At 30.3% G+C, this 19,492-nt stretch carries 21 protein-coding genes, 1 tRNA gene and 1 other annotated feature; of the genes, 21 read left to right on the top strand and 1 reads right to left on the bottom strand.

What is annotated here, in order from left to right; all coding sequences use genetic code 11:
• Position 1 precedes the first annotated feature (1 nt).
• On the top strand, positions 2-1,069 hold the full coding sequence (gene disA / locus BUA70_RS02280) for a DNA integrity scanning diadenylate cyclase DisA (protein WP_072892605.1): 1,068 nt from the start codon (positions 2-4) through the stop codon (positions 1,067-1,069).
• Positions 1,070-1,204: 135 nt separating this feature from the next.
• Here the strand turns inward: disA and BUA70_RS02285 are convergent, their stop codons facing one another.
• On the bottom strand, positions 1,205-1,600 hold the full coding sequence (locus BUA70_RS02285) for a nucleoside triphosphate pyrophosphohydrolase family protein (protein WP_072892606.1): 396 nt from the start codon (positions 1,598-1,600) through the stop codon (positions 1,205-1,207).
• 287 nt (positions 1,601-1,887) lie between these two features.
• On the opposite strand from BUA70_RS02285, the gene BUA70_RS02290 reads away from it, so the two are divergent.
• The 20 genes from BUA70_RS02290 (at position 1,888) to ptsG (ending at position 19,264) form a co-directional block, all read left to right on the top strand.
• Positions 1,888-2,994 (top strand): PIN/TRAM domain-containing protein, encoded by a 1,107-nt coding sequence (locus BUA70_RS02290; protein ID WP_072892607.1) that lies wholly within the window; start codon positions 1,888-1,890, stop codon positions 2,992-2,994.
• Between the two features lie 15 nt (positions 2,995-3,009).
• The gene (ispD, locus tag BUA70_RS02295) at positions 3,010-3,690 is read left to right on the top strand and encodes a 2-C-methyl-D-erythritol 4-phosphate cytidylyltransferase (protein ID WP_072892608.1); all 681 of its coding nucleotides are present in this window, start codon (positions 3,010-3,012) and stop codon (positions 3,688-3,690) included.
• Positions 3,691-4,002: 312 nt separating this feature from the next.
• A complete protein-coding gene (locus tag BUA70_RS02300) occupies positions 4,003-5,700 on the top strand; it encodes a proline--tRNA ligase (RefSeq protein ID WP_072892609.1) in 1,698 nt (565 codons plus the stop codon).
• A 43-nt stretch (positions 5,701-5,743) separates the two neighbouring features.
• Complete coding sequence (gene cysS / locus BUA70_RS02305; protein WP_072892610.1) at positions 5,744-7,144, top strand: cysteine--tRNA ligase; 1,401 nt, start codon at positions 5,744-5,746, stop codon at positions 7,142-7,144.
• A gap of 173 nt (positions 7,145-7,317) precedes the next feature.
• Positions 7,318-7,761, top strand: coding sequence for a Mini-ribonuclease 3 (locus BUA70_RS02310; RefSeq protein WP_072892611.1), 444 nt, complete (start codon positions 7,318-7,320; stop codon positions 7,759-7,761).
• Positions 7,761-8,510, top strand: a complete 750-nt coding sequence (thyX, locus tag BUA70_RS02315) for an FAD-dependent thymidylate synthase (protein WP_072892612.1) — start codon at positions 7,761-7,763, stop codon at positions 8,508-8,510. Before BUA70_RS02310 ends, thyX begins: the two co-directional genes overlap by 1 nt.
• Positions 8,511-8,544: 34 nt before the next feature.
• Positions 8,545-9,426 carry a 23S rRNA (guanosine(2251)-2'-O)-methyltransferase RlmB gene (gene rlmB, locus BUA70_RS02320; RefSeq protein WP_072892613.1) on the top strand — a complete coding sequence of 294 codons (882 nt, stop codon included), beginning with the start codon at positions 8,545-8,547 and terminating at the stop codon, positions 9,424-9,426.
• Positions 9,427-9,452: 26 nt separating this feature from the next.
• Positions 9,453-9,965, top strand: a complete 513-nt coding sequence (locus BUA70_RS02325; protein WP_072892614.1) for an NYN domain-containing protein — start codon at positions 9,453-9,455, stop codon at positions 9,963-9,965.
• Positions 9,966-10,097: 132 nt separating this feature from the next.
• Positions 10,098-10,721: an RNA polymerase sporulation sigma factor SigH gene (sigH, locus tag BUA70_RS02330; RefSeq protein WP_072892912.1), complete on the top strand. Its 624-nt coding sequence runs from the start codon at positions 10,098-10,100 to the stop codon at positions 10,719-10,721.
• A 90-nt stretch (positions 10,722-10,811) separates the two neighbouring features.
• Positions 10,812-10,887, top strand: a tRNA-Thr gene (locus BUA70_RS02335).
• 68 nt (positions 10,888-10,955) lie between these two features.
• Positions 10,956-12,149, top strand: coding sequence for an elongation factor Tu (tuf, locus tag BUA70_RS02340; protein WP_072892615.1), 1,194 nt, complete (start codon positions 10,956-10,958; stop codon positions 12,147-12,149).
• Between the two features lie 164 nt (positions 12,150-12,313).
• Positions 12,314-12,463 (top strand): 50S ribosomal protein L33, encoded by a 150-nt coding sequence (rpmG, locus tag BUA70_RS02345; protein WP_072892616.1) that lies wholly within the window; start codon positions 12,314-12,316, stop codon positions 12,461-12,463.
• A gap of 49 nt (positions 12,464-12,512) precedes the next feature.
• A complete protein-coding gene (secE, locus tag BUA70_RS02350; RefSeq protein ID WP_072892617.1) occupies positions 12,513-12,740 on the top strand; it encodes a preprotein translocase subunit SecE in 228 nt (75 codons plus the stop codon).
• Between the two features lie 45 nt (positions 12,741-12,785).
• Entirely contained in the window at positions 12,786-13,307 is a 522-nt protein-coding gene (gene nusG / locus BUA70_RS02355; protein WP_072892618.1) for a transcription termination/antitermination protein NusG, read from the top strand.
• A 71-nt stretch (positions 13,308-13,378) separates the two neighbouring features.
• Positions 13,379-13,801: a 50S ribosomal protein L11 gene (gene rplK, locus BUA70_RS02360; protein WP_072892621.1), complete on the top strand. Its 423-nt coding sequence runs from the start codon at positions 13,379-13,381 to the stop codon at positions 13,799-13,801.
• A 57-nt stretch (positions 13,802-13,858) separates the two neighbouring features.
• Positions 13,859-14,548: a 50S ribosomal protein L1 gene (gene rplA, locus BUA70_RS02365; RefSeq protein WP_072892623.1), complete on the top strand. Its 690-nt coding sequence runs from the start codon at positions 13,859-13,861 to the stop codon at positions 14,546-14,548.
• Between the two features lie 47 nt (positions 14,549-14,595).
• Positions 14,596-14,725, top strand: a sequence feature (ribosomal protein L10 leader region).
• Positions 14,726-14,759: 34 nt separating this feature from the next.
• Complete coding sequence (rplJ, locus tag BUA70_RS02370) at positions 14,760-15,266, top strand: 50S ribosomal protein L10 (protein ID WP_072892625.1); 507 nt, start codon at positions 14,760-14,762, stop codon at positions 15,264-15,266.
• Positions 15,267-15,340: 74 nt separating this feature from the next.
• Complete coding sequence (rplL, locus tag BUA70_RS02375) at positions 15,341-15,703, top strand: 50S ribosomal protein L7/L12 (RefSeq protein ID WP_072892627.1); 363 nt, start codon at positions 15,341-15,343, stop codon at positions 15,701-15,703.
• Positions 15,704-16,230: 527 nt separating this feature from the next.
• Entirely contained in the window at positions 16,231-17,070 is an 840-nt protein-coding gene (gene licT / locus BUA70_RS02380) for a BglG family transcription antiterminator LicT (RefSeq protein ID WP_072892629.1), read from the top strand.
• 142 nt (positions 17,071-17,212) lie between these two features.
• A complete protein-coding gene (ptsG, locus tag BUA70_RS02385) occupies positions 17,213-19,264 on the top strand; it encodes a glucose-specific PTS transporter subunit IIBC (RefSeq protein ID WP_072892632.1) in 2,052 nt (683 codons plus the stop codon).
• Positions 19,265-19,492 lie beyond the last annotated feature (228 nt).

The raw sequence follows: 19,492 nt of genomic DNA on the forward strand, positions 1-19,492 counted from the left end.
TATGAGGATAGAAAGCGATAAGGAAATAAAAGATATTTTAAAAATTTTAGGACCAGGAACACAATTAAGAGAGGGACTTGAAAATATTTTAAGAGCGAAAACTGGTGGGCTTATAGTATTTGGTGATAATGAAGATATTATGAGAATTGTTGATGGCGGTTTTAAAATTAATGCAGAGTATACTCCATCTTATATTTATGAATTAGCTAAAATGGATGGAGCTATTGTTCTAAGTAGTGATTTAAAAAGGATAGTATCTGCTAATACTCAGTTAGTACCAGATGCATCAACTCCAACCTTCGAAACTGGAACTAGACATAGAACTGCTCAAAGAGTTGCAAGACAAACAGGTCAAATTACAATTGCTATTTCTCAAAGAAGAAATATAATAACTATATATAAAGGTGATTTAAAGTATGTTTTAAGAGATACGAGCGTTATACTTGCTAGAGCTAATCAAGCTATACAAACTCTTGAAAAATATGTATCAGTATTAGATAAAGTTATAAATAATTTAAATCTTTTAGAATTTCAAGATTTAGTAACTTTATTTGATGTAGTTACTGCAATACAAAGAACTGAAATGGTAATGAGGATAGTTGGAGAGATAGAAAGATATATTGTAGAACTTGGAAATGAAGGTAGATTAATCTCTATGCAATTAAATGAGCTTGTTAAGTTTATAGAGCAAGATGGAATTCTTTTAATAAGAGACTACTGTAAAGAGGATTTAGATTACAATGAGATATATAAGGAAATTCAATTATTAAGTTCAGAAGAACTTTTAGAACTTGATTTAATAGCTAAAGAAATGGGGTATATTTCAGTATCATTAGTAGATACACTTATTTCTCCAAGAGGATATAGAATAATTAATAAAGTACCAAGAATTCCTTCAACAGTAATGGATAATTTAATAAAGCATTTCAAAGAATTAAAATCTATATTAGAGGCAAACATAGAAGATTTAGATAAAGTTGAAGGTATAGGTGAAGCTAGAGCTAGAGCGATAAAAAATGGTCTAAGAAGAATAAAGGAACAGGTATCTTTAAATAAGCAATTATTGTAGATAGTAGTTAAATCTTTTAAGTTTAAAGTCCCAAGGAATGATAATTCTAGAATTATCATTCCTTGGGACTTTAAACATAGAATAAAAAAAGGCTGCATTATAAAAGTATAATAAACTTTTTACAGCCAATAAATTTTATCGAAATGTAAATTTTCCTAATGTGTTTATTTTATCGTATTCTTTTAATAATATATCATATAAATTTAAATTAAGAGTATCACATAAAGAAGTTAAATAAAATAGATTATTGCCAATTTCTTGTTCAATGATTTCTCTACAATTATCACATAACTCACCATTAAGATGTGTATTTAAGCATTGATTTAAATCATCAAGGGAATAGTTATCTAGAGTGTTTTGTTTTTCTGCATTTATTGTAATACAACCACAATTAGTAACTGCTTTACAAATAGCTCTATTAACTCGGCTTTGAGATTCTTGATATTTGCTTAATATATCTAAAATACTTTTATGCCTTAATAGTGATTCGTTTATTGAATTTTGGTAATGATCAAAAATAACATCTTTCATAAGTCTTAACTCCTTTCCAAAATATGACTGTCACTATTATAATAATTTTCAGATAATTTTGTCAACAAGCTTATCTTGTTTAAATAATAAAATAAAATCAATAAATTTAATAGGGGGTATTTTTCAGGAAAATAAATCATTAGTTGGTATATAATTTAAGATTTATTTATGTAAGAATAATTTTCAATATGGTATAATAACCATAAGTACAGTGTTGAAAATAAATTTTCTAATGGGGAATTTATTTTAATATTTTTGGAAATAATTAGAAATAGGAGGTGAATATAGTGTTAAAAAAGTTTTTTAGGACAATTTTAACTCTAATAGGGTTGGTAGTTGGATTTTTAGCAGCAGATTCAATGTTTAACTTTGAATATATTAAGTCTATTGCAATACTAAACAAACCTGTAACTATTGTAATATTATATATTTTGATAACTGTTATTCCTGGACTCATTCTTTTTTTTATATCTCCGTTATTATACAAAGGCTTGGAAAAAATAATAGACAAGATAGAAAAAAGTGCTCAAAAGTTACCAGCTGTAGAAATATTTTTAGGGGCTATAGGTGCAATAATTTCCTTAATAATTGCATCATTAATAATGTTACCTTTTAATAAGATATTTAATAAAATAAGTGATGTAATAGCTCCAGTAATATTTATATTATTTAACCTTTTAGCAGTTATAATAGATGCAGATATAGCTGTAAAAAAGAAGGATGATATAATAGCTTTATTTGAAGGATGGAGAAGATCTGCAAACAAAGAAAAAAAGCATCCTAAAAATACTGTAAAAGGTATATCAAAAGTGTTAGATACATCAGTTATAATAGACGGAAGAATTTTTGATATATGCCAAACAGGATTTGTTGAAGGACCTTTAGTTATACCAAGTTTTGTTTTAGATGAATTAAGACATATATCTGATTCTTCAGATGGATTAAAAAGAAATAGAGGAAGAAGAGGGCTTGATATACTTAATAAAATTCAAAAAGAATTAAGTATAGAAGTTAAGATTTGGGAAGGTGATTTTCCAGAAATCCAAGAGGTAGATAGCAAGTTATTAAAACTTGCACAAAAGCTAGATGGTAAAGTTGTAACTAATGACTATAATTTAAATAAAGTAGCAGAATTTCAAGGAGTTCCAGTGCTTAATATAAATGAGCTAGCTAATGCTATAAAGCCTGTTGTTTTACCGGGAGAAGAGATGACATTAACAATTGTAAAAGATGGTAAAGAATCTGGCCAAGGAGTAGCTTATTTAGATGATGGTACTATGATTGTGGTCGAAGGCGGAAGAAAGTTTATAGGAGAACAAGTTACTGTAATAGTAACATCTGTACTTCAAACTGCTGCAGGAAGAATGATATTTGCAAGACAAAAAGACGAATAAGGAAGGATACTTAAAATGAGTAAGGTTTGTGCAGTAATTTTAGCAGGTGGAAAAGGTAAAAGAATGGGTAAGGATATTAGTAAGCAGTTTATTGAGATTAATAATAAGCCTATAATTTATTATACTTTAAAAGCCTTTAAACAATGTAAAAGTATAGACCAGATAGTTCTTGTTCTTCCTAAAGATGAGATTGAATATTGCAAAAGAGAAGTATTAAAAAAATATTGTTTAGATGTTGACTTTATAGTAGAAGGCGGAAACGAAAGGCAGGATTCAGTATATAATGGATTAAATGTTTTAGAACATTGTGATGTGGTTTTAATTCATGATGGTGCAAGACCTTTCGTATCGGAGAGAATAATAAAGGAAGGTATAAAGTATGCTAAGGAGTATAATGCCGCAGCACCTGGAGTTATGCCTAAAGATACTATAAAAATAAAATCTAAGGATGGATTTTCTAAGGAAACACCAGAGAGAAGCAACTTAGTTGCGGTTCAGACTCCTCAATGTTTTAATTATAAATTAATTAAAGAATGTCATGAGAAAATTAGAAAAGAAAAAGTAATGGTTACAGATGATACTATGGTGGTAGAGTATTTTAATAATAAAGTATATCTTTTTGAAGGAGATTATACAAACATAAAAATAACAACACCGGAAGATTTAATATTAGCCAATTGGTTTTCTAAAAAATAGTAGTATATTGACAGCATTTTTAACAGTAGTTATAATTTAATATAAACAAATTTAATATAATAAGCAATGATGAAGACTAGTAGAAACTACTATACAGAGAGAAGATTCTAAGGCTGAGAGATTTTCAACTGTTTTGAACCTACTTCGGAGCTATAGGTAAAAACTATCGGTTTTAAACTGTTATCATAACTTAGAGTACAAATTTAGGTGGTACCGCGATTATATAAGTTCGCCCTAATATTAATTTATTAGGCGAACTTTTTTTAATAGAAAAATAGTGAATTACATAAAGATATTAGGAGGAAATTTTCTATGAAAATGTCAAAGATGTTAATGTTAACTTTAAGAGAAGTTCCAGCAGAAGCAGAAATAGCAAGTCATAAGCTAATGTTAAGAGCAGGATTAATGAGAAAAATGGCTTCAGGTATATATAATTATATGCCATTAGGATTAAAAGCATTAAAAAATGTTGAAACCATAATAAGGGAAGAAATGGATGCTACAGGAGCACAAGAATTTTTGGCTTCAGCTATGATTCCATCAGAATTATGGAAAGAATCAGGAAGATGGGATGCATATGGAGCAGAAATGTTTAGAGTAAAAGATAGAAATGATAGAGATTTTTGCTTAGGACCAACACATGAGGAAGTATTTACTGATATAGCTAGAAATGAAATAAAATCATATAAGCAATTACCAGTGAATCTTTATCAAATCCAAACAAAGTATAGAGATGAAAGAAGACCAAGATTTGGAGTTATGAGATCAAGAGAATTCATAATGAAAGATGCTTATAGCTTTGATAAGGACAATGAAGGATTAGATTTATCATTTAATAAAATGCATGATGCATATGTAAATATATTTAATAAATGTGGATTAGATGCTAAATGTGTTGAAGCTGATTCAGGTGCTATAGGTGGATCAAACTCAGCAGAATTTATGGTTAAATCAGAAGTTGGAGAAGATGACATAGTATTCTGCACAGCTTGTGATTATGCTGCAAATATAGAAAAAGCTGTATCAACTCCAGAAACTATGGGGAAAGAAGAATTAAAAAAAGTAAATAAGGTAGAAACTCCAAATGCTAAAACAATAGAAGATTTGGTTAAGTTCTTCAACACAACAGATAAGAAATTTGCAAAAACATTAATATTTAATGCAGATGGAAAAATAGTAGCTGTTATGGTAAGAGGAGATAGAGAAGTTAATGAAACTAAAGTTTCTAATGCTTTAGGTGGAGTGACTGAACTTTCTATGGCTAATGCAGAAGAGGTTAAAAATGCTACTAATGCAGAAGTTGGATTTGCAGGACCAATAGGAATAAAGGTTGATGAATTATTAGTTGATAATGAAGTAGCTAATATGTTTAATTTTATAGTTGGTGCTAATGAAACAGGATATCATATAGAAAATGTTAATTATGGAAGAGATTTTGAAGGTACTGTTGGAGATTTTAGAAACATAACTATAGGAGAAAAGTGTCCTCATTGTGGTGCTGAAATAACAATAGCTAGGGGAACAGAAGTAGGTCACATATTCAAATTAGGAACTAAGTATTCAGAAGCTATGGGAGCTAATTTTATAGATGAAAATGGAGAAAGCAAGCCATTTATTATGGGATGTTATGGAATAGGAGTAACTAGAACTTTAGCTTCAATTATAGAACAGCATCATGATGATAATGGAATTATTTGGCCATTATCAGTAGCTCCATATCATGTTTCAATCATTCCAGTAAATATAAAAGATGAAAATCAAATGAAAGTTGCAGAAGAAATCTATAATAAATTAAAATCTATGGGAATAGAAGTTATTATGGATGATAGAAATGAAAGAGCTGGAGTTAAATTTAAAGACTCTGATCTTATGGGTATGCCAATGAGGGTTACTGTAGGAAAGAAAATAAATGAAGGTCAAGTAGAATTTAAACTTAGAAATTCTGATGATATTGAAGTTATAAATATAGAAGATGTATATAATAAAGTAAAAGAACAATTTAATAAATAATTTTAAGATTAATTTGTATAGGATGTATAGGAGGGCAAAAAGAATGAAGGTATATAACACTTTAACTAGAAAAAAAGAAGAATTTATACCACTGGTTCCAGGTGAGGTTAAAATGTATGTTTGTGGACCAACAGTATACAATTTCTTTCATATAGGTAATGGAAGAACCTTTGTAGTATTCGATACAATAAGAAGATATCTAGAATATAGGGGATATACGGTTAAATTTGTTCAAAATTTTACTGATATAGATGATAAAATGATAAAAAAGGCTAATGCTGAAGGAACTACAGTAAAGGAACTTGGAGATAGATATATAGCTGAATATTATAAAGATGCAGATGGATTAAATATAGAAAGAGCCACTGTTAATCCAAGAGCTACAGAATATATAAATAAAATTATAGATTTTGTATCAGCTCTTATAGAAAAAGGATATGCATATGAAATAGATGGAGATGTATACTTTTCAACTAAAAAGTTTAAAGAGTATGGTAAACTTTCAGGACAAAATCTTGAAGATTTACAAGCAGGAGTAAGAATAAATATAGATGAAAGAAAGAAAGATCCTATGGATTTTGCTATTTGGAAATCTGCAAAACCAGAAGAACCTTCATGGGATTGTCCTTGGGGAAAGGGAAGACCAGGTTGGCATATAGAGTGCTCATGTATGGCTAAGGATATACTAGGAGATACTATAGATATACATGCTGGAGGTTCTGACTTAGCATTTCCACATCATGAAAATGAAATTGCTCAAAGTGAAGCACTAACAGGAAAACCATTTGCAAACTATTGGTTACATAGTGCCTTTGTAAATGTAAATAACCAAAAGATGTCAAAATCATTAAATAATTTCTTTACGGCAAGAGAAATTTTAGAAAAATACGATGCAGATGTTATTAGGTTCTTATTATTATCAGGACACTATAGAGTTCAGCTTAACTTTAGCGAAGAGTTATTAGAATCTGCTAAAGCATCTATGGAAAGACTTTATAATGGAGTTTCTAACCTTGAAAATTTAATTAATGAAGTAGATAAAAAGGAAATTACAGAGAGCGAAAAAGAATATATAAATGGTCTTTCAAAATATAGAGAAAGATTTATAGAAAAAATGGATGATGATTTTAATACAGCAGATGCTATATCAGTATTATTTGATTTAATTAAAGATATAAATACTAATATAACAATTAATTCATCAAAAGAAGTTGCTGAAAAAGCTTTAGAATTAGTTAGAGAACTAGGCTATCCTTTGGGTATACTTCAAAAATCAACAAAAGGAACTCTAGAAGAAGAAATAGAAAAGCTTATAGAAGACAGACAAAAAGCTAGAAAAGATAGAGATTGGGCTTTAGCAGATAAGATTAGAGATGATTTAAAAGCTAGAGGAATAGTTTTAGAAGATACTCCACAAGGAGTAAGATGGAAAAAGGCGGATTAATATCTATTAAATAATTTAATGTTATAATTATAGGCATTGACTTTATTGTTATAAGTCAATGCCTATATAAATTTTTACCATACGTTTTATTTTAATGATATTTTATTGGTTTTATGTTAAAGTATCAGATAGGTAACTTAATTAACTTATGTAATTATAAAAAGGAGTTTATTATGGAGGAAAATCTTTTATATAAAATATACAATAAAGCGGAAGCTAGAATGCTTAATCCGCTTCAGTTAGCTTTAGTTGGAGATGCTGTTTATGAAGTGTTTATAAGAAATTATATATTAAGTAAAAATACAGAACTTTCAGCTCACAAAATCCATGTAAAAGCTATTGGATATGTTAAAGCAAAAGCTCAAAGTGATATAATTGTTTCTTTAGAAAAAGATTTAACAGAGGAAGAAATAGCTATATATAAGAGAGGGAGAAATACAAAATCTTATACTGTACCTAAAAATGCAGATGTTAGGGATTATAGGGCAGCGACAGGATTTGAAGCTTTAGTTGGATATTTATATTTAATTAATGATAAGAAGAGGCTAGAATTTGTACTTAATAAAAGTATAGAAATAATAAATAATAGTAAAGAAGAAAATAAGGAGGAACATTAATGGGGTTAAAAGTTAAATTAATTCAATATACACCAGAGCCTGAAAAAACTATAGCTGCAGCAGCTAAGCTTTGTTATAGTTCAGTGGGTGTAGAAAACATAATGGAAGATTTAAATGAAGAAAATACTACTAAATTTTTAAACATGCTTATGTCATTGGGACATCAATCACCTATAGAACATGTAAATTTTACTTTTGGAGTTGAAGGAGTTTCAAGAAGTTTAAGTCATCAATTAGTTAGACATAGAATAGCGTCTTATTCTCAACAGTCTCAAAGATATGTAAAATTAAATCAATTTGAATATATAGTTCCTCCAGCGATTGAAGGTAATGAAGAAGCTAAGAAGATTTTCATAAATCAAATGGAATCAGATCAAAAAGCTTATGATAAATTAGTAGAAATACTAAAAAAAGATTATATTAATAATGGACTTAATGAAAAGAACGCAGAAAAAAAAGCCATAGAAGATGCTAGATATGTATTTCCTAATGCTTGTGAAACAAAAGTTGTTTTTACAATGAACGCAAGAAGTCTTATAAACTTTTTCAATCATAGATGCTGTACAAGAGCTCAGTGGGAAATAAGACAAATGGCTAATGAAATGTTAAAAGAAGTGAAAAAGATAGCACCAACATTATTTAAGTATGCAGGTCCAAATTGTGTAAAGGGTCCTTGTCCGGAAGGTAAAATGACTTGTGGTATGGTTAAAGAAATGAGAGAAATGTATCTTGGAACAAATGAGAAGTAATTTATAAAACAATAAATAATTAGGAGTTGAATGTATGACTAAAAGTGTACAAAGAATGAGAAGAAATGAAGATCTTAGAAAAAGAGAAGAACTTAAAAAATATGAAAAATTTGCAAAAGATGAAAAAAATAAAAGAGGTAGAAGAGAAGTAGAAAAAACTGAAAAAGCAGAACCTTCAATAAGAGAAGATATAATAGAAGGAAGAAATGCAGTTATAGAAGCATTAAAATCAGATAGAACTATAGAAAATTTACTTATAGCTAAAGGAAATACAGAAGGATCTATAGGTAAAATTATAGCTTTAGCTAAAGAAAGAAGAATAGTAATAAAAGAAGTAGATAGAAGAAAACTAGATTCATATAGTGAAACTGGAGCTCATCAAGGAGTTATAGCTATTGTTACACCTTATAAATATTCAGAAGTAGAAGATATTTTAGCTTTAGCAAAAAAAAGAGGCGAAGATCCTTTTATAATAGTTTTAGATGAATTAGAAGATCCTCATAACTTAGGTTCTATAATAAGAACAGCAGAATTATGTGGAGTTCATGGTGTTATAATTCCAAAGAGAAGAAATGTTGGAATAACTCAAACAGTTTATAAATCTTCAGCTGGAGCTATAGAACATATGAAAGTAGCTAAAGTTACTAATATAAATGCTACTTTAGATATGTTAAAAGCAAAAGGAATATGGGTTTATGGTGCAGATATAGCAGGAAAGTCTTATAGTTATCAAACTGATTTTAAAGGACCTTGCGCTATAGTCATAGGTAGTGAAGGAAAGGGTATGTCAAAATTAACAATAAAAAAATGTGATATACTTGTAAAAATTCCTATGGTTGGTAAAATAAACTCTTTAAATGCATCAGTAGCTGGTGGTATAATGATGTATGAGGTGTTAAAGTCAAGAATGAAGTAGAATTTTATAGAAGTAGAGTGATCAAATTGAAATATATTTTTATAGATGGTTATAATGTTATACATAGTTGGCCAAAATTAAAAAAAATAAAAGACTATAACTATGATTCAGCTAGAAAAGAACTTTTAGATGTACTTCATAATTACGCCACTTTTAATCATTGCAAAATATATCTTGTTTTTGATGCACATAAAGTTAAAGGAAATATGGAAAATAAGCAAACAGAAGGAAATATAACTATAGTATTTACAAAGGATGGAGAAACAGCAGATGCATTTATAGAAAGAACTATGGATGAAATCGGAAAAAAAGTAGAAGTTACTGTAGTTACATCTGATTGGTTAGAGCAACAAACTATATTTCAAAGAGGAGCAATAAGAATGTCTTCTTTAGAATTTTATAATGAAGTGTTAAATATAGAGGATATAATAAGAAGCAAAACAGAAAAGTGCAATAGAGATAGTAAGAAAAATTTGCTAGAAGATAGATTAGATGAAAGTGTTTGGACTAAGTTAGAAAGTATAAGAAGAGGAAAATAATTAAAGTATAATTTCATTTTTGGAATGATTGTTTATAGTTTTCATTCCTTTTCAAAATAATAAAATCTTAATTTAACATGTTATATATGTTTAAATTATCGGTAGCTTAAGGGGAGGAGTTGTGTGGGTTGCATGAGACATAGCTTTGATGAATTTAAAGAAAAAAGCGATGAAGAAATAGTAGTAGAAGCAAAAATGGGCGATAATTTAGCTCAAGATTATTTAATAAATAAGTATGAAAACTTTGTTAAATCAAAGGCTAGGTCATATTTCCTAATAGGTGCCGATAAAGAAGATATATATCAAGAAGGTATGATTGGACTTTATAAGGCTATAAGGGATTATAAGACTGATAAACTTACGTCATTTAAAGCTTTTGCAGAATTATGCATTACAAGGCAAATTATTACAGCTATAAAAACTGCCACAAGGCAAAAGCATATACCTTTAAATACTTATGTATCTTTAAATAAGCCCATATATGAAGAAGAATCAGAGAGAACTTTGCTAGATGTTATATCTGAACTTAAAATATCAGATCCAGAAGAGATGGTAATAAGTAAAGAGGAAATGAGTCATATAGAAAAAGAGATGGAAAAAGTACTTTCTGATTTAGAGATGGAAGTATTAATGTCTTACTTAGATGGTAAGTCATATCAAGAAATAGCTTGTGATTTAGATAGACATGCAAAGTCGATAGATAACGCCCTTCAAAGGGTAAAAAGAAAGCTTGAAAAATGCTTTAATAACAAGTAAAATATTAAACAAAAAATATTGACAAAAAAACAAAATGCTAGTAAACTTTATAATTGGTATAAGTTATTGGTATCAATACATAACTTAATTGCTCACGTAGCTCAGTAGGCAGAGCGTCGCCTTGGTAAGGCGGAGGTCGTCGGTTCAATCCCGATCGTGAGCTCCATTTATAATATAAATATAGAAAAGCAAAACGCTAGGCAAGGTTTATTAGAACAAAAGGAGGAATTTACAATGTCAAAAGCTAAATTTGAAAGAAGTAAACCACACGTTAACATTGGAACAATAGGACACGTTGACCACGGTAAAACAACATTAACAGCAGCAATAACAACAGTATTAGCAAACAGAGGATTTGCAGATGCGTTCAAGTACGACGAAATAGATAAGGCACCAGAAGAAAAAGAAAGAGGAATCACAATCAATACAGCACACGTTGAGTATGAAACAGAGAACAGACACTATGCTCACGTAGACTGCCCAGGCCACGCTGACTATGTAAAGAATATGATAACAGGAGCAGCACAAATGGATGGAGCAATCTTAGTTGTATCAGCAGCAGATGGTCCAATGCCACAAACAAGAGAGCACATACTACTAGCATCAAGAGTTGGAGTTGACTACATCGTAGTATTCTTAAACAAAGCAGATATGGTAGATGACGAAGAGTTATTAGAATTAGTTGAAATGGAAGTTAGAGAATTATTAAGCGAATACAACTTCCCAGGAGATGACATTCCAGTAATAAAAGGATCAGCATTAGTAGCATTAGAAAACCCAACAGATGAAAAATCAATAGCTCCAATATTAGAGTTAATGGAAGCAGTAGATAGCTACATCCCAACACCAGAAAGAGCAACAGATAAGCCATTCTTAATGCCAGTAGAAGACGTATTTACAATCACTGGTAGAGGAACAGTTGCAACAGGAAGAGTTGAAAGAGGAATTCTTCACGTTGGAGACGAAGTAGAAGTAGTAGGATTAAGCCCAGATAAGAAGAAGACAGTAGTAACAGGAATAGAAATGTTCAGAAAGTTACTAGATGAAGCACAAGCTGGAGATAATATAGGAGCTCTATTAAGAGGAATCCAAAGAACAGAAATCGAAAGAGGTCAAGTATTATCAAAACCAGGTTCAGTACACCCACATAGCAAGTTCGTAGGTCAAGTATACGTACTTAAGAAAGAAGAAGGTGGAAGACATACACCATTCTTTGATGGATACAGACCACAATTCTATTTCAGAACAACAGACGTAACAGGATCAATCAAGTTACCAGAAGGAATGGAAATGGTAATGCCTGGAGACCACATCGACATGAACGTTGAATTAATAACTCCAGTAGCAATGGACGAAGGATTAAGATTCGCTATAAGAGAAGGCGGAAGAACAGTAGGTTCAGGAGTTGTTACTAAAATAATAGAGTAATACTAATTTGTGTAAGGACTGGGTCTAATAGCCTAGTCCTTTACATAGTACTTAATTCTTGACATACATTAATAATTGTGATAAGTTAATTTAGTAACATTAGAAGAAACGCGAATATAATAAGGTATTTATATACCTATATAAATAAACTGGAGGTGCAGATCGTGAGAGTAAAAATAACTTTAGCATGTACTGAATGCAAGCAAAGAAACTACAACTCAATGAAAAACAAAAAGAACGACCCAGATAGATTAGAAATGAAGAAATATTGCAGATTCTGTAAGAAACACACTACTCACAGAGAAACTAAATAGTTTAAGGGTTCGTTGTAAATGTTAATATCATCTTAAGGATGTGAATTCAATGGCTGTAAATGGGAAAGTGAAGGAGTCTGCACCTAACAAGGCAGGCGTTATAGGTTTTTTTAGAGAGGTTAAGGCAGAAGTTAGAAGAATAACTTGGCCTTCTAAAGAAGAAACAAAAAAGGCAATTATAGCGGTAATTGTTTTCGCACTAATATTCATCATATTAGTAGGCGGATTCGACTTTATTTTCAAAAACCTCTTAGATTTTGTCTTAAAACTTAAGTAGTAAAAAGGGAGGTTTGGATGATATATTTATTCATCCGTATGTAATATGAGTGAAAAAGCTAGATGGTACGTGGTACACACATATTCTGGCTATGAAAACAAGGTTAAAGCTAACCTTGAAAAAACCATAGAGAATAGAAACTTATATTCATTTATACATGATATACAAGTTCCTATGGAAGAAGTTATTGAAGAAAAAGATGGAAAACAAAAAATAACTCTTAAAAAGAAATTTCCAGGATATGTGTTGGTAAAAATGGTGATGACAGATGACTCTTGGTATGTCGTAAGAAATACAAGAGGAGTTACTGGATTCGTAGGACCAGGATCAAAGCCAGTACCTCTTACCGATGAAGAGGTAGATTCTATGGGGGTTATGGATACTCCAATAGATGTTGACTTGGAGGTAGGAGAAACAATAATGATTACATCTGGACCTATTAAGGATTTCAGTGCAATAATTCAGGAGATAAATCCTGAGAAACACAAGGTTAAAGCCTTGGTTGATATGTTCGGAAGAGAAACTCTTGCCGAATTAGACTTCAATCAAATAGAAAAATTAGATTAAAATCAGACTAACGTCTTAAGTAAGTGGGAGGACGTGAGTCCGAAATTACCACAGTATAGGAGGAATAACTCATGGCTAAGAAAGTAACAGGAATGATAAAACTTCAACTTGCTGCAGGAAAAGCAACACCAGCACCACCAGTTGGTCCAGCACTAGGACAACACGGTGTAAATATAATGGGATTCTGTAAGGAATTCAATGCAAAGACTGCAGATAAGGCTGGATTAATAATTCCAGTAGTTATCACAGTTTACCAAGATAGATCATTCAGCTTTATATTAAAGACTCCTCCAGCTGCAGTTCTTATCAAAAAAGAGATAGGATTAAAGAGCGGCTCAGGAGTTCCAAACAGAACTAAAGTTGGAAAGATCACTAAGGAGCAAATTAGAAAAATTGCTGAATTAAAAATGCCAGATTTAAATGCTGCAACAATCGAAACTGCAATGAGCATGATCGAAGGTACAGCTAAGAGCATGGGCGTAGTAGTAGAATAATAATTTACTAAATTGGTGGGAGGTACTAACCGTTAATACCACAGAGGAGGCAAAATAATGGGAAAGAAATACGTTGAAAGTGCAAAGTTAATTGATAGAAACGCTTTATACACTCCAGCAGAAGCTTTAGAATTATGTGTTAAAACTGCTAAAGCTAAATTCGATGAAACAGTTGAATTACACGTTAGATTAGGGGTTGACCCAAGACATGCTGATCAACAAGTTAGAGGAGCTGTAGTTCTTCCAAACGGAACTGGTAGATCAGTTAAAGTTTTAGTTTTCGCTAGAGGCGAAAAAGCTAAAGAAGCTCAAGAAGCAGGAGCTGACTTTGTTGGAGCTGAAGAATTAGTAACAAAAATTCAAGGTGAAAACTGGTTTGACTACGATGTAGTTGTTGCTACTCCAGATATGATGGGTGTAGTTGGAAGATTAGGTAGAGTATTAGGACCTAAGGGATTAATGCCAAACCCAAAATCAGGTACAGTTACATTTGACGTAGCAAAAGCTATCGCTGAAATAAAAGCTGGTAAAGTTGAATATAGAGTTGATAAAACTGCTATAGTTCACTGCCCAATTGGAAAGGCTTCATTTGGAGCTGAAAAATTAACTCAAAACTTCCACGCATTAATGGAAGCTTTAGTTAAGGCTAAACCAGCAGCTGCTAAAGGACAATATATAAAATCTGTATCAGTAGCAGCTACAATGGGACCAGGAGCAAAGGTTAACCCAACAAAAGTTTTAGAGTAATTTTTTGTTGACAGGGATTTAATCCTTTGGTATAATGAAATACGTTGTGAAATTGAATAAAACTTCCGTAGACAGTAGGTGCAGAGGCATAACGTAAATCAACCTACCGAGGGTTCCGATACATGTGATTGTAATGGGTCTTCCTGCGTCTACGGGAAGACCTTTCTTAATATAACAAAGCAGTTTTAGACTGTGAGGAGGTGGACACACAGTGGCAAACAAGAATAGACAATTAAAAGAAGCTAAGGTTGCAGAAATCAAAGAAAAGTTAGAGAAATCTCAATCAGTAATACTTGCTAAATATCAAGGATTATCTGTTGAAGAAGATACTCAACTAAGAAAGAACTTAAGAGAAGCTGGTGTTGAATATAAGGTATATAAAAATACTTTAGTTACATTAGCTGCTAAAGAGCTAGGATTAGACGGAATAGTTGAATACTTAGAAGGACCTGTTTCAATAGCATTTGGATATGAAGATGCTACAGCTCCAGCAAGAGTACTTAATGATTTCGCTAAAGCTCACAAGAAGCTTGAATTAAAAGCTGGTATAGTAGATGGAGCAATATTTGATGAAGCTAAGGTTAAACAACTTGCATCAATACCATCAAAAGAAGTTCTTATTGCAAAATTACTTGGAAGCTTCAAGGCTCCAGTATCAAACTTTGCATACTTAATAAATGCTATAAAAGAGAAGAAAGAAGCAGAATCTGCTGAATAATCTCAATATATAGTAATAGAAAAACAAACATATTTATAATGAATGAAAGAAAGAAATTTCGGAGGTGCTAAATCATGACAAAAGAACAAATCATAGAAGCTATAAAAGGTATGAGCGTTTTAGAATTAAACGAATTAGTTGAAGCTTGTGAAGAAGAATTTGGAGTAAGCGCTGCTGCTCCAGTTGCTGTTGCAGGTGCTGCTGCAGGTGCTGCTGCAGAAGAAAAAACTGAATTTGACGTAGTATTAGCTAACGCTGGATCAGAAAAAATCAAAGTTATAAAAGCTGTAAGAGAAATAACTGGATTAGGATTAAAAGAAGCTAAAGAAATAGTTGACGGAGCTCCTAAGACACTTAAAGAAGGCGTTTCAAAAGATGACGCTGAAGCTATAAAGACTAAGTTAGCTGAAGTTGGAGCTACTGTAGAAGTAAAATAATTTTACTTTAAGTAGTTTTTAAGACACCCTAAAAAGGGTGTCTTATTTATTATTTTTATAAAGATTTATTGATTATTGAAGATGATATTATATATAATATATAAAGGAAGGCTTAATTTATTATTTTACAATCATTTCTAATTTAAATATATAGGTATTTAAAATCAGATGGATAAAATAAATTTATATTTAAATTATAAAAGATTTAAATATTTATAATAATGGCAAGCTATAATTTAATAATTGTTTATATATAATTCAAAAATATTTTATTTTTTATATATATAATCATTTATGTTTTTAGAAATAATAATTGGAATTTTAAATGAATAATTATTATTGACACTTAAGTAAAAAATAGTTATAATGGGCTTATGAATTTACAAAGTAAGGATTGTTACTGGTTATGCAGGCAATACCTAAGTTAAAGTAATAATTACTTAAAATAATTTTAAGCTTATTATTTTAATTTAGGTATTTTATTATTGTAAAAATATCTAAAAATATAAAATTTTAGAGGGGTCTTTATGATAATCGAAAAAATTTTAAATAACAATGTTGTTATTACTATAGATCCCAAAACCAAAAAAGAAAAAATTCTAATGGGTAGTGGCTTGGGATTTAAAAAAAAGATAGGGCAAGCAATAGATAAAGAAAAAATAGAAAAAATTTTTACTATAAGTGATGAAACTGTAGTTTCAAAATTTAAGGTGCTTGTTAATGAAATCCCTGTTAATATGCTTGAATCTGTAGATATTATTGTAAAACATGCAGAAAAAGTATTGAACCATAAATTAGATGAACATATTTACCTATCTTTATCAGATCATTTGGCTTTTGCAGTTAAAAGATTAGAAAATAATATATTAGTTAAAAACACTTTATTAGAGGAAATAAGAAGAGTTCATAGGGCTGAATTTCAAATAGGTTTATGGGCTATAGATTACATAAATAAAGAATTTAATATTGAATTACCTATAGATGAAGCAGGATTCATAGCATTTCATATTGTAAACGCTACTTATAATGACAATATGAAGGAATCTTATATTATGACAAATATAGTAAAGGATATATTAAATATAATAAGATATTATTATTCTCTAGAGTTTATAGAAGAAGACTTAAACTATGATAGATTATTAACACATCTTAAATATTTTGCAAAGAGAGTTATTTCAGATAAACAACATCTTATTGCAGATAATTGTTTTATAGATCTTATAAAAGATAATTATAACAAGGCTTATAAATGTAGTTTAAAGATTAAAGAATATATAATGAAGAGATATGAATATGAAATAGGAAATGATGAGATAGTATATTTAACTATGCATATTTATAGAGTTACTAATAACAAAAATTAATAAATAGGATTGTTACTGATAGTGCAGGCAAGACCTAGATATATGAAAGTATAAATACGGGATACTTATGTCCTTTTATGCTTTTATATAACTAGGTCTTTATTTTTATAAATTAATAAGAAATTCTGAAGGGAGAATAGGTATGAAAAAAGTTTTTGGTGTATTACAAAGAGTAGGAAAAGCTCTTATGTTACCAGTTGCACTATTACCAGCGGCAGGACTTTTGCTTGGTATAGGTAATGCTTTAAGAAACCCAGCTTTATTAAAGTATTTACCAGCATTAGGTTCTAATGGATTCCAAATATTTATTTCAGTTATGGAAAAGTCAGGAGACATAATCTTTGGAAACCTTGCATTATTGTTTGCAGTTGGAGTTGCAGTTGGATTAACTGATGGGGAAGGTGTAGCAGGACTTGCTTCAATAGTTGGATTTTTAATAATGAATGTTACTATGGGTACATTCTTAAAAATTACTCCGGATATGGTTGCGGATCCAAGTACAGCAGGTATGTATGCTAATGTAATGGGAGTTCCTACACTTCAAACAGGTGTATTTGGCGGTATTATTATTGGTATTATTGCATCATATTTATTTAAGAAATTCTATAAAATTGAATTACCACAATATCTTGGATTCTTTGCAGGAAAAAGATTTGTGCCAATAGTTACAGCGGCGGCAGCAATTGTACTTGGTATAGCTATGACATTTATATGGCCACCAGTACAAAATGGATTATTAATATTCTCAAAGAGTATGATAGATGCAAATAGAAATGCAGCGGCATTCATATTTGGAGTTATAGAGAGAGCATTAATTCCATTTGGATTACATCATATTTGGTACAATCCATTCTGGTATCAATTTGGTGAATGGGTAAATCCTATAACTCATCAAGTTGTAATGGGAGACCAACATATATTCATGGCTCAATATTCATCATTATATGAAATATTAAAAATAGATCCAAGCTTTAAATTTACAGCAGGAACATTTATGACTGGTAAATATCCATTTATGATGTTTGGATTACCAGCAGCAGCTTTAGCTATTTATCAAGAAGCTAAGCCGGAAAAGAAAGCTATGGTTGGAAGTATAATGGCCTCAGCGGCATTAACTTCATTCTTAACAGGTATAACAGAACCTCTTGAGTTCTCATTCTTATTTGTTGCTCCACTTTTATTTGGAGTTCACTGTGTATTTGCTGGATTATCATTTATGGTAATGAATATATTAAATGTTAAGATTGGTATGACATTCTCAGGTGGTTTAATAGACTTTATATTATTTGGAATTATTCCAAATAGAACACCATGGTATTTAGTAATAGTTGTAGGATTAATACTTGCAGTAATTTACTATCTTGGATTTAGATTTATGATTAGAAAGTTCAACTTAAAGACACCGGGTAGAGAAGATGATAATGAATCTTCAGTTAATGTAGACTCAAATGGAGACAGCTTAGCTGTAGGTATTTTAGCTGCTTTAGGTGGAAAAGAAAACATAAAGAATTTAGATGCTTGTATAACAAGATTAAGAGTAATAGTTAATGACACTTCAAAGGTAAATGCTGACGAACTTAAAAAATTAGGTGCAGCAGGAGTTATGCAGGTTGGAGAAAATATTCAGGCTATATTTGGACCTAAATCAGATATAATTAAAGGTCAGATTAAGGATGTTATAGCTGGAAATATTCCTCAAAAGAAAAGTGAACCAATAGAAGAGAAAAAGGAAGAAGCAGTTACAACAGGAAGTTTAGAATCTGAATTACTTATACCAGCAAAAGGTGAAGTTATAGATCTAGAAAAGGTTCCAGATGATGTATTTGCACAAAAAATAATGGGTGAAGGTTTTGCTATAAAACCTTCAGAAGGAAAATTTGTATCACCAATTGATGGTGTTATAGAAACTGTATTCCCAACAAAACATGCAATTGTTATAAAGGGAGATAAGGGAAGAGAAATATTACTTCATATAGGATTAGATACTGTTGGATTAAAAGGACAAGGCTTAAATGCTTTAGTTAAAGAGGGAGATGTTGTTAAAAAGGGTCAAACTCTTGTAGAAGCTGATTTAGATTACATAGCTAAAAATGCTAAATCAACAATAACTCCAGTTATTATAACTAACTTAGGTGAAGATGAGGCTATAAAAGTTAACGAAAAAAATCATACAGTTGATATAATAAAGAAATAATAAAAAGAAGGAGAATTCTCCTTCTTTTTTCTTTTTTTATTTTATATACAAAATGTAATAAATGAGTATAGTCGTAATTAAACCAACCTATGTTAAATAACAAAGTAAATAGGGTTTTTTATTAGAAAATTAGAGGTATATTAAGCAAAAAATTCTATTTGTAAATTTGCAAAAAATTAATATGTAATTTATAATGTATTTTTTATAATATTTTTCGTTGACAACAAT

The sequence above is a fragment of the Clostridium fallax genome, from assembly GCF_900129365.1.
Lineage (GTDB): Bacteria > Bacillota > Clostridia > Clostridiales > Clostridiaceae > Clostridium_AH > Clostridium_AH fallax.